We start from the raw sequence: 15532 nt of genomic DNA, 5'->3' as shown, positions 1-15532 counted from the left end.
AAAAACGACAGGCCGGCACGCCGATGCACAGCGGCCGGAAGAACACAGCGGCAAGCATCGCCGCAAAACCTGGGGATGCTGCGCGGGCCGCGTGAAGCTTTCGTTGCTGCGCGCCGTCGTTAGAGAGCTCCGCCGGTTTTGACGCCCCCTTGATGCGCATCAGAGCCAAGCCCCGGGGGCGCTGCCTAGAGTCAACGCACCTCAGTGCTTCGCGCGGTACGCCGCGCTCGTTCCATGCTCGACTCCAAGAATGCCCATGTCTGGCTCGTGGGCGGCGGCATCGCCTCCATGGCCTCGGCCGCGTTTCTCATCCGCGATGCCGGCATGCCCGGCCCGCACATCCACATCCTCGAAGAAGGCGGCACCGCCGGTGGTTGCCTGGATGGCAGCACCTCGCCCACCCAACCCGGCTTCGTGACCCGCGGCGGCCGCATGTTGTGCGAGGAGGTGTACCAGTGCCTGTGGAACCTGCTGGACGGCATTCCCTCCCTGGAAAAACCGGGCCTGAGCGTGCGGCAGGAGATCGACGCGTTCAATGCCCAGGTGCGCACCGAAGCGCACGCCCGGCTCATCGGCCAGGGCGGGCGCATCCTGGACGCACGGCACTACGGGCTGAATGGCCGCGACCGCGCCGAACTCACCCGCCTGCTGGCCACGCCCGAGGCGTTGCTGGGCGCGCGGCGCATTGACGAACTCTTCTCGCCGCATTTCTTCCAGAGCCACTTCTGGCAGATGTGGCGCACCACCTTCGCCTTCCAGGACTGGCACAGCGCCGCCGAACTGCGCCGTTACTTCCTGCGCTTCATGCAGGAGTTTCCGCGCATGCACACCTTGGCCGGTGTGCGGCGCACGCCCTACAACCAGTACGACTCGATTGCCGTGCCGCTGCAGCGCTGGCTGCTGGGCCAGGGCGTGGATGTGCGCTTCGGCCACCGCGTGACGGATGTGGACTTCGACCTGCGCGACCCCGCCCACCGCCGCGTCACCGGCCTGCACGTGCGCACCGCCCAGGGCGAACACACGCTGGACCTCGCACCGGGTGACGCCTGCTTCGTGACGCTGGGCTCCATCACCGCCGACGCCACCTACGGCGGCAACCACGAAGCGCCGGAACTCATCCGCGACCGGCGTGACGGCGCCTGGTCGCTGTGGGAAACGCTGGCCCGCAAGGCCAGCGACTTCGGCCGCCCGCAAACCTTCTTCAACGTGGACGACAACAAGTGGGAGTCGTTCACGCTCACCCTGCACGGCCGCACGCTGCTAGACCGCATTGCCGACTTCAGCGGCAACCTGCCTGGCACCGGCGCGCTGATGACGCTGGTGGACTCCAACTGGCTGATGTCGCTGGTGGTGCCGCACCAGCCGCACTTCCCCAACATGCCGCCCGAGACCTTCACGGCCTGGGGCTACGGCCTGTTCATCGACGCCCCGGGCAACTTCGTGCCCAAGCCCATGGCGCAGTGCAGCGGGCATGAAATCCTGGACGAACTGCTGCAGCACCTCGGCTTTGGCGACATTCGCAACATCGCCCTGGCCAGCACCGACGTGACCCCGGTGATGCTGCCCTACGGCTCGGCCATGTTCGCGCCGCGCAAGCCGGGCGACCGGCCGCTGGTGCTGCCGCAAGGCGCAGCCAACTTCGCCTTCCTGGGGCAGCACGTGGAACTGCCGGACGACACGGTCTACACCGTCGAGTACTCGGTGCACTGCGCCATGCACGCGGTGTATCGCCTGTTCGGCGTGAACCGCGACATCCCGCCGCTGTACCAGGGCCTGCACGACCCGCATGTGGGCTTGGACGCCCTGGCGGCCGCGTTCAGCTGACCGGCAGCGCTGCGGTACTGGCGATCGACGCTGCCGTCCATCGCCAATGCTGAGGACAACGGCAGCCACGTTCCGGGGGGAGGCTGGGGGGGCCAGCTGCAGACAATGACGCGCTGACACCGCCGTCGAGCGGCATGTTCCACCCTCGCCCAACGACTGACCGCCCATGAACCCCGTTCGATTCGCCCTGTCCACCCTGGGCCTGGCCGCCGCGCTGGCCGCCACGCCCGCCAGCGCGCTGAACATCGTGTTTGACTACACGCTGGACAAGTCCAACTTCTTCACCCAGGACAAACGCAATGTGCTGGAGCAGGTGGCGTCCATCTTTGAATACAACCTGACCAACACGCTGCAAGCACGCACGGTGAACACCACGCTGGGCGCGTTCATGGACAGCAACGGCGCGGCAGTGGGCAGCGCCCTGACCCTGTCGAATTACCAGGTGGCGGCCGACACCATCGTCTTCTTCATGCAGGCGGGTGCCTTCACCGGGTCGACCTTGGGGGTCGCCTACGTGGGCACCGCCCGTTCCGGCTATGCCGACATGATTTTTCAGACGCAGCCGCAAAGCCTGTCGTCGCTGCCGTACCCGGCCTTGGGGGTGACCACCAACCCCTACGCCAACCAGACTCGCGCGCTGTTCTCGTACGACCAGGACATCCGCAACTTCGAGCGCCCGGCACCTGAATCCCTGCCGGTAAACCCGAACCAGCCCAACGGCGCACGCTGGGTGGATGTGGCCCCGCCGGTGGACTTCGCCAGCGTCGTCATGCATGAAATGGGTCATGCGTTCGGCCTGTCGCACTCCAGCAACCTGCCCGACGCGATGTACCCCAGCATCGGCCCGGTGCAGCGCAAGTTCTTCGACGCGAACGACTGGAATGCGATGACCGCTGCGGGCTGGTCGATTCGCACATCGGCGCCCGACCTCAACCTCGCCGTGGTGTTGCCGCAGCCGGTGCCAGAACCCGCCACCTGGGCGCTGATGGCACTGGGCGTGTTGGCGCTGCAGTGGCGCCGTCGCACGGCTGGTTGAGGGCCACCGCGGGCGTTTGACCGCCAGCGCCCGCCGCGCCGCTGAGGGATCGCGTCCGGCTCGGCGGGGGCCACGCGAATGCAGTCAGCTCACGATGCCCCGCGCCCGCAGCTGCGCCACCTGCTCCGACGTGAGTCCCAACTCCGCCAGCACGGCGTCGGTGTCTTGCCCGAGCGTGGGCGCGTTGCGGTGCTGGCCGCCCGGCGTGGCCGAGAGCTTGGGGCAGATGCCTGGCACCGCCAGCGTGCGGCCACCCTCCAGTTGCACCTGCTGCAACATGCCGCGGGCCTGGTAGTGCGGGTCGGCCGCGATGTCGGCCACGGTGTAGATGCGTCCGGCCGGCACGGCGGCACCGTCCAGCGCGTGAAGCACCTCGGCCACCGGGCGCTGTGCGGCCCAGGCGCCAATGGCGGCGTCGATCTCGCCCACGCGGGCCACACGGCCGGCGTTGTTCGCCAGGGCGGGGTCGGTGCCCAGGTCGTCGCGCTCAATGAGCGTCATCAGGCGGCGGAAGATGCTGTCGCCATTGCCTGCAATCAGCGCATAGCCGCCGTCCGCACAGCGGTAGGCATTCGTGGGCGCGATGCCCGGCATGGCGCTGCCCGCCGGCTCACGCACCACGCCAAAGGCGCTGTACTCGGGCAACAGGCTTTCCATGCAGTTGAAAACAGCCTCGTACAGCGCCACGTCGATCACCTGGCCCTGCCCCGTGGCGTGCCGGTGCTGCAGCGCCAGCAGGATGCCGATCACGCCGTGCAGCGCGGCCAGCGTGTCGCCAATGCTCACGCCCACGCGCACCGGTACGCGGCCGGGTTCGGCGGTGAGGTGACGCATGCCGCCCATGGCCTCGGCCACCACGCCAAAGCCGGGGCGGTCGCGGTAGGGGCCCGACTGGCCGTAGCCGCTCACGCGCAGCACGATGAGCCGCGGGTTGGCGGCGCGCAGCGCCTCCGGGTCCAGGCCCCAGGCTTCCATCGCGCCAGGGCGGAAGTTCTCGATCAACACGTCAGCTTCAGCCGCCAGGCGCCGCACCACGTCTTGCCCTTCGGGGGTGCGCAGGTCCAGCGCGAGCGAGCGCTTGTTGCGCGAGCTGACCTGCCACCACACCGACGTGCCGTCCAGCATCAGCCGCCACTGACGCAGCGGGTCGCCGCTGCCGGGCGGCTCGATCTTGATGACCTCGGCGCCAAAGTCCGCCAGCGTCTTGGCCGCAAACGGCCCGGCAATCAGCTGGCCCAGCTCAATGACCTTGAGGCCGGCGAGCGCGGCAGGGGTGGAAAACGACGCATTCATGCCCGGCAGTGTGCGACGCGCCCGGCCGCACCGCCCTGCGGATGTGGCGCCGGCTGCCTTGGCTGCGCGCGAAGCCCACAAGCTTGAGGAGGCCGCGCGCCGCGCCGGATCTCAGAATGCGCGCACCTCGCGTCACAGGAGCTTGCCCATGATCACCGGCCCCGTTTGGAACGAACAGGAACTCAGCGCCGAAGGCGTCTTCCCCACCGTGTTGGCGGTGGGCGACTCCTGGTTCTGGTACCTGAAGAGCAACCTGCTGAACGGCCTGCACAAGATCCTGAACGAGGGGCGGGAGCACATCATCCTGGTGCGCGGCGCGAACGGCGCTGAAGCGCGGGAGTACGTCACGGGCTTGATTCGCGCCCAGCTCGAGCGCGACTTGAACCCGGTCACCGGCTACGGCAAAGCGCTCAAGGCGGTCTTTGTGTCTGGCGGTGGCAATGACCTGGCCGGCCCGAAAGACTTCGTGCCCCTGCTGCGGCCAGACTGCTCGGCCGCCACATCAGCCACCGATTGCTTCAAGACCAATCAGCCAGGCGACCTGTTCAAAGAAGTGATCAACGCGCACACCAGCACCGTGAGCTTGGTGCAATCGCTCATCCCCGGCACGCCCGTGTTCTTGCACGGATACGACTACGCCAATCCGAACGGGCTGGGCTTCCTCGGTTTCGGCCAATGGCTGCAGGTTCCCATGGACATGTGCAAGGTGCCACGCGCCTTGCAGCAAGAGGTGGTCAACCACTGCATCAACACGTACTGGACTCAGCTGGAAGAGCTGCAGAAAAGCTTCCCGGGCGTGGTTCGCCTGGTCGACCAGCGCGGCACCCTGAAGCCGGAAGACTGGGCAAACGAGCTTCACCCCACGCCCGCCGGGTTTCGGCGATTGGCCAATCGCTGGAAGCCTGAGCTCAAAGCCGCTGGCCTGATCTGACCTGCTGGCGTCGAAGATTCGGCCGATGACTCGGCCCACAGCCACGCTCCGGTGGCCTCGGGCCGTCAAGCCTCACTTCGCCGCCAGCAGCGCCTCCATCTCATCCATGATTCGATCCATGCGCTGCACCAGCGCGCGGTAGGGCGCGGGGCTGGCCATGTCCAGGCCGGCGTTCTTCAAGGCCTGGTACGGCGCCACCGAGCCGCCGCTGGCCAGCAGCTTCAGGTAGTTCTCACGCGCACCCGGCTTGCCGGCCGCAATCTCCTCCGCGAAGTGCAGCGCAGCGGTGATGGAGGTGGCGTACTGGTACACGTAGAACGGCCGGTAGAAGTGCGGAATGAAGGCCCACTCCTGGCAGTACAGCGGGTCGATCTTCATCACCCCGGCGGCGTCGCCGTGGTAGTCCTTCAGCAGCTTGCAGTAGATCTCGGTCATGCGCTTGCCGTTCAGCGCTTCGCCCTTGGCCGCGGCGTCGTGCGTGTTCAGCTCGAACTCACCGAACATGGCCTGGCGGAAGAAGGTGCCGCGCAGGCGCTCCAGCGCGTAACCCAGCTGGAAGAGCTTGTCGGCCTTGGTTTGCGCCTGGCCCTGGATGTACTGGCTGAGCAGCACCTCGTTGGCGGTGGAGGCGATCTCGGCCACGAAGAGCGAGTAGCCGGCGGTTTCGTACGGCTGCGCGCGGTTGGCGAGGGCCGTGTGCATGGCATGGCCCCACTCGTGGGCGAAAGTGCTGACGGAATCGAACTCGCCCTGGTGGTTCAGGAACACAAAGGGCGGCGCGCCGTACACGCCGTCTTGGTAGGCCCCACCGCTTTTGCCCGGTGCGGGCAGCGCGTGCATGGTGTTGGCCTTGAGCGTGGTTTGCAGCAGGGCTTGGTAGTCGTCGCCCAGCGGGCGGGTGGCGGCCAGGGTCAGCGCGGCGGCGTCGTCCAGGCTGTAGGTCTTGGTTTGCGTGACGAGCGCGGGGTAGATGTCGTAGTAGTGCAGGTCCGGCAGGCCCAGCATCTTCTGGCGCAGCTTGAAATAGCGGTGCAGCGTGGGCAGGCCCTGGCGCACCTCGGCCACCAGCGTGCGGTACACGGCTTCCGGAATTTCCTCGGCGCCCAGGCTCATGGCCACGGCGCTGGGGTAGCGGCGCAGCTTGGCCAGGGTGGTGTCGTCCTGCACCACGTTGCCCAGCGTCACGCCGTAGGTGTTTTCGTACTGGCCGATGGCCCCGAAGAAGGCGTCAAACACCTGCTTGCGCACCGCGCGGTCGGGGTTCTGGCGCAGCAGGCCGTAGCGGGTGTCGTCCACGCGCTCGGGCTTGCCGGCCACGGTGATCTCGGGCCACTTCGTGTCGGCATTGAACAGCAGCGTGCGCACGTCGCCCGTGGCGCTGCGCACCGGGCCCAAGGCGGCGATGACGGCTTCCGTTTCAGCACTCAACGTGTGCTGGGCCTGGCGCAGGCTGTTGCGCAGGTGCTCGGCATGCTTTTTCAGGCCCGGCTCGGCCTTGATGAAGGCCGCCACCTTGGCCGCACCCAGCGACTGGATCTCGGGCTCCACCCACGCCAGCGCGCTGTGGAACTCACCGTCCAGTTGGCCGGCCAGGTTGCTGCGCTCCTGGTTGGCGGCGTCGCGGTTGTCGGTGCTTTGCACCATGCTGGCGTACACGCGCAGGCGGTCGAACCGCAGGTTGGCGGCGCTCAGCGTGTCCAGCCCCGAGCGCAGGCTCTTGGCGCTCTTGCCCAGCGTGCCCTTCAGTGCGGCGAGCTTGGGCAAGTCGGCCAGCAAGGCCTTGCGGGCGGCCTCCCAATCGGCGGCCGACGCGTACAGCGGGCTCAGGTTCCAGGTGGTGGACAAGGGCTCGGCCTGCACAGCCACGGGGCTGCTGAAGGCCAGGGCCAGGCTGAGTGCGAGGGGCATGGCCAGCGTACGGGCCAAGGGCAGATGCTTCATGGGTCAAACCGGAACGGATGTGAAGGCGGCGAGTTTCGCGGCCCGCCGGCGCATCTGACCGAAGTGACGGCCGGGCAAACCCTGAGGGCTGCTGCTGGGGTTTACCGCCGATTTACCCGGCTGGTGACTTTCAGCAGTTCAGCCGACCCGCCCCCGCCGCTATGGTGCGCGCTTCGCATTTTTTGCCCCCTCACGGAGACCCACGTGACCCCTCGCGCCATCACCCTGGCTGCCGCGCTGTGCTGCGCCGGCGTGGCCCACGCCGCCGCCATTCCCGAATTCGTGCCCGATGTGGACCCCACCCAGTCCGCCTGCACCGACTTCAATGCCTGGGCCAACAACAACTGGGTCAAGGCCAACCCGATTCCGGCGGACAAGAGCCGCTGGGGCGGCTTTGACGCGCTGGCCGAGAAGAGCCAGAACGCGCAGCGCGGCATCGTGGAAGCCGCCGCCAAGAACGCCGACAGCGCCAAGCCCGGCTCCATCGAGCAAAAGATCGGCTGGATCTACCGCGCCGCCATGGACGAAGCCGCCATCGAGCGCGCCAGCTTTGACCCCATCAAGAAAGACCTGGCCGCCATTGCCGCGCTGAAGACCAACGCCGACGTCATCACCTGGCTGCAGCAAGCGCACGCCCGTGGCGAAGGCCGCACCTTTGGCTTCGGCGTGAGCGCCGACTACAAGAACGCCAAGCGCCAGATCGCCTTCGCCGGCCAGGGCGGCCTGGGCCTGCCCGGCCCCGAGTACTACAGCAAGGCCGAGCACGCCAAGCTGCGCACCGCCTACGTGGCGCACATTGCCAAGCTGTTCGAGCTGACCGGCACCGCCGCTGACGAAGCCCAGGCCCGTGCCGCGCAGGTGATGGCGCTGGAGACGCAACTCGCCGCCGCGTCCTTCCTGCGCGTGGAGCTGCGCAAGCCCGAGAACCAGTACAACTTCGTGACAGTGGAGCAGGCCAACAAGGTCACCCCGCACTGGGACTGGGCGCAGTACTTCAAGACCATGCAGGTCGACGCCGGCGTCACCGCCACCGGCGGCTTCTCGCTGTCGCAGCCCAAGTTCTTCGCTGCGCTGGACACCCTGCTCGCCGAAGCCCCAGTGGCGCAGTGGCAGGCCTACTTCAGCTTCCACGCCATCGACGGTGCCTCGCCCTCGCTGGCCAAGGCCTTCCAGGACGAAAACTTCGCCTTCTACGGCAAGACGCTGAACGGCACGCCCGAGCAGGAAGTGCGTTGGAAGCGCGCGCTGGGCGCCGTCAACGGCAGCATGGGCCAGGCCCTGGGCCAGCTGTACGTGAAGCAGTACTTCACGCCGGAAGCCAAGGTGCGCGCGCAGCAACTGGTGGACAACGTGCGCAACGCCCTGAAGGCGCGCATCGACAACCTCGACTGGATGACGCCCGAAACCAAGGCCAAGGCCATTGCCAAGTGGCAAACCTTCCTGCCCAAGATCGGCTACCCCGACACCTGGCGCGACTGGACCGGCCTGACCGTGACGGCCGACAGCCACTACGCCAACCTGCGTGCGGCCCGCGCGTTCAACCAGCGCTTCAACCTCGCCAAGATCGGCAAGGCCACCGACCGCTACGAGTGGAGCATGACGCCGCAAACCGTCAACGCCTACTACAGCCCCTCCACCAACACCATCAACTTCCCCGCGGCCATCCTGCAGCCGCCGTTCTTCTACGCCAAGGGCGACGACGCCATCAACTACGGCGGCATCGGCGCTGTCATCGGCCACGAAGCCGGCCACGGCTTTGACGACCAAGGCAGCCAGTTCGACGGCGAAGGCAACAACGCCAACTGGTGGACGGCCGAAGACCGCCAGCGGTTTGAGGAACGCGCCAACAAACTCGTCGCGCAGGCCGACGAGTACGCCCCCCTGCCCCAGCACCCCGACAAGCGCGCCAACGGCCGCCTGACCCTGGGCGAAAACATTGGCGACCTGGGCGGCCTGAACATGGCCTACGACGCGATGGTGAAAGCCACCGTCGGCCAGCCCGACCCCATGCTCGACGGCATGAGCCGCGACCAGCGCTTCTTCATGAACTGGGCCAAGGTCTGGGCCGGCAGCATTCGCCCGGAGAACCAACTGGTGCGCCTGAACACCGACCCCCACGCCCCGGCCGGCTTCCGCACCAACGCCGCCCCGTCCAACATGCCCGCCTTTGCCAAGGCCTACGGCTGCAAGGCGGGCGACGCGATGGTGCGCCCGGACGACAAGCGCGTCGTCATCTGGTGACGCACACCGCCGTGCGCGGCGGTTGAATGACGAAGGGCCTGCGATGCAGGCCCTTTTTTGTTGGGTGGGGTGGGGCCGTGGATTGACCCTGACCCTGTAGGTTGGGGTGAGCACCGCGAACCCCAACGCCTCACTCCCCCGCAGCCAGCGCCCCATCCCCCACGCTCGCCCACGACGCATCGATGACCCCGTCACGAATGAAGCGGTGAATGCTGGAGTGCGGCCAGTCCGCCGCCCGCTGCACCCAGCCGTGCTTGACGGGGTTGAAAAGGATGTACGCCACATGCCGCTCGAAATCGGCATCGTCGCGGATGAGGTGTTCCCAGTAACGCCGCTGCCAGATCCCACGCTCCCCCTTGGACGCTCGGCTTGCGCTGATCCGCTCGCCTGCCGGTATGCGCCTCGAGAAGGCTTGCTTGATGCGCATGATGCGCGTGGCGAAGTCCGCGTCGTCATGCGGCAGCGTCATCAGCAGATGCAGGGGGGGCAGGCAGCACGCAGATCGCGTCCACCACAAACGAGTGTGCCCCGCGAACAGCACGAAAACTGTCACGCAAGGCATCAATGTGATCGGTCAGCACACGACCGCTGCGGTCCGCCGCATTCAGCGTGAAGAAGTAGGTGGCGCCCGGCGTGTTGGCGCGGCGGTAACGCATGGTGCCTGCGTAGGTTGGGGTGAACGGAGTGAACCCCAACAAGCGGCGATGGTCAAACGTTGGGGCCTCAGGCTCAACCCGACCGACGCCGGGTCAATACAGTCGCGCCATAAGCCTTGATCGCCCAAGTTTGTCGGGTCGTACCCGGCACATATCCCGACAACCTTGTAGAGAACCGGCGCTGTTCTGTGAATTCATACACGAGAGCGCCATGGCAAGCTAGCACATACCCAAGAATAATAAAATTTCCGCATTAGAGACCCGCACCATGCTTATCAAGCGCCTCGCAATCATCGCCTTCCTTGCAGCTCCCAGTATTGGTTCAGCCAAGACTTGGGCGGTCCCCTCGAAAGAAGTGTGGACGTTCCTCAATACCGTCGCGACAAGCAAAATTGGGAAGTCCATTGAATGTTCGGGCAAGTGGAACATGAAGGCGGATGACCCAAATGAAATCAACATTCGATGTTTGTCGCTAGGTGTTCCTGCGGAACATCCAGTGAATTACTTGACCATCACCGAGTACATTTTTAACGGCTGGGAAGTCACCGATCGCCAGGTTTTCCCCATGTTGAATGAGATGAACGGCGACCCCCTTCCTAGCTGGAAGCGCGTAATTGTTCGACTGAAAAAGGTGGAAATCCGAAAACAATTTGAAGACCGCTTCCGGGGGACGCTAGATCCCGAAATCAACCCGAATCTTGGGAAATGACACTGTCTGTCCTGAATAGCTCGTAGGCTGGGGTAAACGCAGAGCAAGCCAACGAACGCTGCCGGCCGAGACGTTGGGGTTCGCGATGCTCACCCCAACCTACAAACTCCGAACGGGCGCGAGCCACCCCGCGCCCACCCCGCCCTCACTGCGGCCGGTACGTCACCGTCAGGCTGTAGCTGCCGGCCTTGTAGCCCTTGAGCAGCACGTACACGTCCCCGTTGGCCGTGAGGTTGATGCTGCAGCTTTCGGCAGACGTCGCGCCGTCGGACTTGCAGTCGTACGTCGTCGTGGTGGGCACGGTGGTGCGGCGGGCGTAGAGGTCGATGTCTCCCGTGCCGGTGGTGCTGGCCTTGAAGCTGCCCACGCCGGCCTTGAACGGGCCGAAGCTCCGCGTTTGGTTCAGGGTGAGGCTGCCGGTGAAGGTTTCGGTTTTGTCGGGCACCCCGCCGCCGCCGGCGCCGTCGCTGCCCAGTTCCACCGCGTAGGCCAGCGCCAGACGGGCGAACTTGAGGGAGTGGTCGGCCTGGTTGCCGCTGTTGGCAAAGGTGTCGTTGGCGGTGTGGATGTACGGGTTGTCTTGGTTGAACGCGGCCTCGAACGGCAGGCTGGCGTAGTAGCCCTTGGCCGTCCACGAGGCGTGGTCAGAGCAGCCGTAGCCGCACTTGTCGGTGCCCACCTTCAGCGTGGGCAGGTAGGTTTGGATCAGGTTGGTGACGAAGGTGTTCTGCGCGCTGTCGGTGTAGTCGGTGTAGATGTAGATGTCGTTGACCGAGCCCTTGTAGTTGGTCATGTCCAGCTGCATCACGCCCACCACGTTCACGCCGGCGTTGGCGTAGCTGGTGGCAATTTCCTGCGAGCCGCGCAGGCCCACCTCTTCCGCCGCGTAGGCCATGAACTTGATCGTGCGGCGCGGCTTGTAGCCGCCGGCCACCATGGTGCGCAGCACCTCGGTGATGCTGGCCACCCCGGAGGCATCGTCGTCAGCGCCCGGGGCGCGGGTGGCTTCGGTGGTGCCGGCTTGGTTGATGGAGTCCAGGTGGGCGCCCAGCACCACCACTTCACTGGCGTTGTCGGTGCCCTTGATCGTGGCGATGACGGACTTCTGCTTCCAGCTGGCGTGGGTGAACTGCTCGACCGTGATGTCGGCGCGGCCCGCGGCCAGCGTCGTCCAGCGCTGCTTGAGCCAGTCCGACGAGTTCACGCCGCCCGCCGTTTGGTAGTAACGGTTCACGTAAGCGGACAGGTCGGTGATGGTCTGGCCGATGTTGCTGGCCTGCATCTGGTTCAGCAGCGGGGTCACCACGGCTTGCTGGTCGATCACGTAGCTGGGCCGCGTCAGGGCCGCCACGGCCGCCAGCTTGGCGGTGCCGGCGTGGCGCTGCAGCGAGGCCAGGCCCTCCGCCTGGCTGGCGTGGAACATGAACCCCCCGCAGCGCTTGAGCTCCTGGTGCACCGCGGCCGACAGTTGCAGCAGCGCGGCCTCGTCCACCTGCACGAGGTGGATGGATTCGGCACGGCGGCCGGCGGTGGACGCCGAAGCCCCGGCCAGCGCGGCCGTGGGCGTGGCGCTGGCGCCGGGCGTCACGGCGGTGACCTTCTGGAGCTGGGCCAGAGCGGCATCGCCGAGGCTGATCCAGACCTTGTCGCCCGCCTGGGCGGCGGAGCACAGAGCCAGCAGGCCAGCCAGGGCCAGGGGCTTGAATGAAGAGCGCATGGTGGGGTTCCCCGATCAGGTGAATGAACTCGGGGCCCGCACCCAGCCGGCTTGTGGCCGTTGGGCGCATGGAGTGGCAAGGGCCCCGATCGCGTGCGTGCCGGCAGCCGCCAGCACAAGCCTGCGCATCGTCCAACCCGCTCACGCACGCGGGAACCGGGAGCCGCCTGTCCCAGGATTCAGCGGCGGTGGGATGCGGCCCCTAGGGTGATGGTGCGTGGAGGCACGCAGCTGCGGCCAAGCGCAGCGCGCCAGCGTCAGAACAGGAAATACCGCTGCGCCATCGGCAGCTCTTTCGCCGGCTCGCAGGTCAGCAGCACACCGTCGGCCCGCACCTCGTAGGTCTGCGCGTCGATTTCCATGGTCGGCAGGTAGGCGTTGTGCACCATGTCGGTCTTCTTGACCGTGCGGCAGCCCTTCACGGGAACCAGGGTCTTGGCGAGGCCCAGTGTCTCGACGTGGGCCTGGCCGCTCTGGCTCACGAACGTGAGCGAGCCCTGGGCCAGTGCGCCGCCGAAGCTGCCGAACATGGGCCGGTAGTGCACCGGCTGCGGCGTGGGAATGCTGGCGTTGGCGTCGCCCATCGCGGCGGCGGCGATGAAGCCGCCCTTCAGGATGAGGCTGGGCTTCACGCCGAAGAAGGCGGGCTTCCACAGCACGAGGTCGGCCCATTTGCCCACCTCGATGCTGCCCACCTCGTGGCTGATGCCGTGTGCCAGTGCGGGGTTGATGGCGAGCTTGGCCAGGTAGCGCTTCACCCGGGCGTTGTCGTTGCCGGCGCCGTCACCCGGCAAGCTGCCGCGCTGCACCTTCATCTTGTGCGCGGTCTGCCAGCAGCGCAAGCTAACCTCACCCACCCGGCCCATGGCCTGGCTGTCAGACGAGAACATGCTGATGGCGCCCAGGTCATGCAGGATGTCTTCGGCGGCGATGGTTTCGCGGCGGATGCGGCTCTCGGCAAAGGCCAGGTCTTCCGCAATGCCCGCGTCCAGGTGGTGGCACACCATCAGCATGTCCAGGTGCTCGTCCAGCGTGTTGACGGTGAACGGGCGCGTGGGGTTGGTGGAGCTGGGCAGCACATTGGCCTCGCCCACCACCTTCATGATGTCCGGCGCATGGCCACCGCCCGCGCCTTCGGTGTGGAAGCTGTGGATGGTGCGGCCCTTGAAGGCGGCAATCGTGTCTTCCACGAAGCCGCTCTCGTTGAGCGTGTCGGTGTGGATGGCCACCTGCGTGTCGGTCAGCTCCGCCACGTCCAGGCAGTTGCTGATGGCGGCGGGCGTGGTGCCCCAGTCCTCGTGCAGTTTCAGGCCGATGGCGCCGGCGTCGATCTGCTGCATCAGCCCCTCGGGGCGCGACGCATTGCCCTTGCCCAGAAAGCCCAGGTTCATGGGAAAGGCATCGGCTGCCTTTAGCATGGTGGCGATGTGGTTGGGGCCCGGCGTGCAGGTGGTGGCCAGCGTGCCGGTGGCCGGGCCGGTGCCGCCGCCGATCATGGTGGTCACGCCGCTCATCAGCGCTTCTTCGATCTGCTGCGGGCAGATGAAGTGGATGTGCGTGTCGATGGCGCCAGGCGTGACGATGAAGCCTTCGCCCGCAATGATTTCGGTGCCGGGGCCGATGACGATGTCCACGCCCGGCTGCACGTCGGGGTTGCCGGCCTTGCCTACGGAACAGATGCGGCAGCCGCGGATACCGATGTCGGCCTTGACGATGCCGCAGTGGTCCAGGATGACGACGTTGGTGATGACGGTGTCCACTGCATCGCCCGGGCCGGGGCCGTTCACGCGCTGCGACTGGCCCATGCCGTCGCGCACGGTCTTGCCGCCGCCGAACTTCACCTCTTCGCCATAGCCGCCGGCACGCAGCGTCAGGTCTTGCTCGATCTCAATGACGAGGGCGGTGTCGGCCAGGCGAAGCTTGTCGCCCACGGTGGGGCCGAGCATCTCGGCGTAGGCGCGGCGGCTGATCTTCATAGGTTTCCATTCACGAGGCCACGGAAGCCCCAGACCTGGCGGTCGCCGCCCAGGTCGACGAGCTCGACCGTGCGTGTCTGCCCGGGCTCGAAGCGCACGGCCGTGCCGCTGCAGATGTTGAGCCGCATGCCGCGGGCGGCTTCGCGGTCGAAGCTGAGCGCGGCGTTGGTTTCAGCAAAGTGGTAGTGCGAGCCGACCTGGATGGGCCGATTGCCGGCATTGGCCACCTTGAGCGTGAGCGTGCGGCGGCCGGGGTTGAGCTCGTGCTCGCCCTCGGCGGTGATGAGTTCGCCGGGAATCATCACGCCACCCCGCCCAGGCGAGCCAAGGCCAGCGCGGCCACGCTGGCGCCCAGTAGGCCACGCGCCAAAGCCGGCGCGGCGCGCAGCTTCCAGCCCAGGGCCAGGCCCGTGCCGTGCAGCGCCAAGGTGGTGAGCACCATGCCCGCCAGGGCGGCCACGCCTTGCAGCTCCAGCCCGTGCGCCGCACCATGGCTGAAGGCCAGGATGGCCGCCGTGGCTGCGCCCGCGGCCGGCGGCATGGCCAGGCGCAGCGCCACCAGCAGGCCCAGCACCGCCAGCGACACGGTGATGCCGGCCTCCACCGCCGGCAGCTGCCAGCCCGTGGCCATGGCCAAGCCCGCGCCCAGCAGCAGCGACAGCGCAAACGCCAGCGGCGCCCGCAGCGGCGACTTCAGCGCCAGCGCGCTCCACAGGCCCACGGCCAGCATGGCGGCCAGGTGGTCGGGCCCGGTCAGCGGGTGCAGCGCGCCGGCCACAAAGCCGCTCAGGTGCGCATGCGCGCTGCCGTCGGTGTGGGCCTGGGCCGCGGCGGCAGCGAACAGGGGCGTCAGGGCAATCCAGCGGGTCAGCTTCATGGCAGGGTCAGGCCGGGGCAGGCCAGGTCAAACGATGGGTTGATGCACGGTGACGAGCTTGGTGCCGTCAGGGAAGGTGGCTTCCACCTGGATCTCGGGAATCATCTCGGCGATGCCGTCCATCACGTCGGCGCGGGTCAGCACCTCGCGGCCTTCGCTCATGAGCTGCGCCACGGTCTTGCCGTCACGCGCACCTTCCAGGATGGCGGCGCTAATCAGTGCCACCGCCTCGGGGTAGTTCAGCTTCAGGCCACGGGCCTTGCGGCGCTCGGCGAGCAAGGCGGCGGTGAACAGAAGGAGCTTGTCCTTCTCTCTCGGAGTCAATTCCATG

At 67.1% G+C, this 15532-nt stretch carries 14 protein-coding genes; 5 read left to right on the top strand and 9 right to left on the bottom strand.

Annotation, left to right across the window (positions count from 1 at the left end; translation table 11 throughout):
* Positions 1 to 204: 204 nt before the first annotated feature.
* Both ACG01O_RS06520 and ACG01O_RS06515 read left to right on the top strand, forming a co-directional pair.
* Positions 205 to 1824 carry an oleate hydratase gene (locus tag ACG01O_RS06520; RefSeq protein ID WP_394382628.1) on the top strand — a complete coding sequence of 540 codons (1620 nt, stop codon included), beginning with the start codon at positions 205 to 207 and terminating at the stop codon, positions 1822 to 1824.
* A gap of 166 nt (positions 1825 to 1990) precedes the next feature.
* Positions 1991 to 2860, top strand: coding sequence for a matrixin family metalloprotease (locus ACG01O_RS06515; protein ID WP_394382625.1), 870 nt, complete (start codon positions 1991 to 1993; stop codon positions 2858 to 2860).
* Positions 2861 to 2944: 84 nt separating this feature from the next.
* Here the strand turns inward: ACG01O_RS06515 and ACG01O_RS06510 are convergent, their stop codons facing one another.
* Positions 2945 to 4153: a CaiB/BaiF CoA transferase family protein gene (locus tag ACG01O_RS06510; protein WP_394382622.1), complete on the bottom strand. Its 1209-nt coding sequence runs from the start codon at positions 4151 to 4153 to the stop codon at positions 2945 to 2947.
* A 148-nt stretch (positions 4154 to 4301) separates the two neighbouring features.
* Here ACG01O_RS06510 and ACG01O_RS06505 point away from each other — a divergent pair, with 148 nt between their 5' ends.
* Positions 4302 to 5084: an SGNH/GDSL hydrolase family protein gene (locus tag ACG01O_RS06505; protein ID WP_394382619.1), complete on the top strand. Its 783-nt coding sequence runs from the start codon at positions 4302 to 4304 to the stop codon at positions 5082 to 5084.
* A gap of 72 nt (positions 5085 to 5156) precedes the next feature.
* Here ACG01O_RS06505 and ACG01O_RS06500 read toward each other — a convergent pair whose 3' ends face one another.
* Entirely contained in the window at positions 5157 to 7025 is a 1869-nt protein-coding gene (locus ACG01O_RS06500; protein ID WP_394382617.1) for a M3 family oligoendopeptidase, read from the bottom strand.
* A gap of 204 nt (positions 7026 to 7229) precedes the next feature.
* Between ACG01O_RS06500 and ACG01O_RS06495 the strand changes: the two genes are divergently transcribed.
* On the top strand, positions 7230 to 9266 hold the full coding sequence (locus ACG01O_RS06495) for a M13 family metallopeptidase (RefSeq protein ID WP_394382614.1): 2037 nt from the start codon (positions 7230 to 7232) through the stop codon (positions 9264 to 9266).
* Positions 9267 to 9396: 130 nt separating this feature from the next.
* Here ACG01O_RS06495 and ACG01O_RS06490 read toward each other — a convergent pair whose 3' ends face one another.
* The gene (locus tag ACG01O_RS06490) at positions 9397 to 9735 is read right to left on the bottom strand and encodes an REP-associated tyrosine transposase (RefSeq protein ID WP_394382612.1); all 339 of its coding nucleotides are present in this window, start codon (positions 9733 to 9735) and stop codon (positions 9397 to 9399) included.
* Positions 9719 to 9922, bottom strand: a complete 204-nt coding sequence (locus ACG01O_RS06485) for a hypothetical protein (RefSeq protein ID WP_394382609.1) — start codon at positions 9920 to 9922, stop codon at positions 9719 to 9721. The genes ACG01O_RS06490 and ACG01O_RS06485 overlap by 17 nt, the downstream gene beginning before the upstream one ends.
* A 268-nt stretch (positions 9923 to 10190) precedes the next feature.
* On the opposite strand from ACG01O_RS06485, the gene ACG01O_RS06480 reads away from it, so the two are divergent.
* Positions 10191 to 10631 carry a hypothetical protein gene (locus ACG01O_RS06480; protein ID WP_394382607.1) on the top strand — a complete coding sequence of 147 codons (441 nt, stop codon included), beginning with the start codon at positions 10191 to 10193 and terminating at the stop codon, positions 10629 to 10631.
* A gap of 145 nt (positions 10632 to 10776) precedes the next feature.
* Here ACG01O_RS06480 and ACG01O_RS06475 read toward each other — a convergent pair whose 3' ends face one another.
* The 5 genes from ACG01O_RS06475 to ACG01O_RS06455 form a co-directional block, all read right to left on the bottom strand.
* On the bottom strand, positions 10777 to 12348 hold the full coding sequence (locus tag ACG01O_RS06475) for a M28 family metallopeptidase (RefSeq protein WP_394382605.1): 1572 nt from the start codon (positions 12346 to 12348) through the stop codon (positions 10777 to 10779).
* Between the two features lie 257 nt (positions 12349 to 12605).
* Positions 12606 to 14324 (bottom strand): urease subunit alpha, encoded by a 1719-nt coding sequence (gene ureC / locus ACG01O_RS06470; RefSeq protein WP_394382602.1) that lies wholly within the window; start codon positions 14322 to 14324, stop codon positions 12606 to 12608.
* Entirely contained in the window at positions 14321 to 14626 is a 306-nt protein-coding gene (locus ACG01O_RS06465) for an urease subunit beta (protein WP_394382599.1), read from the bottom strand. The genes ureC and ACG01O_RS06465 overlap by 4 nt, the downstream gene beginning before the upstream one ends.
* A complete protein-coding gene (locus tag ACG01O_RS06460; protein ID WP_394382595.1) occupies positions 14626 to 15201 on the bottom strand; it encodes a HupE/UreJ family protein in 576 nt (191 codons plus the stop codon). Before ACG01O_RS06460 ends, ACG01O_RS06465 begins: the two co-directional genes overlap by 1 nt.
* 27 nt (positions 15202 to 15228) lie before the next feature.
* On the bottom strand, positions 15229 to 15531 hold the full coding sequence (locus tag ACG01O_RS06455) for an urease subunit gamma (RefSeq protein WP_394382592.1): 303 nt from the start codon (positions 15529 to 15531) through the stop codon (positions 15229 to 15231).
* Position 15532 lies beyond the last annotated feature (1 nt).

Source organism: Pelomonas baiyunensis, assembly GCF_043555935.1.
GTDB classification, from domain to species: Bacteria; Pseudomonadota; Gammaproteobacteria; order Burkholderiales; family Burkholderiaceae_C; genus Pelomonas; species Pelomonas baiyunensis.
The sequence above is the reverse complement of the archived record's forward strand: the minus strand, read 5'-3'. Positions and strand labels throughout refer to the sequence as shown.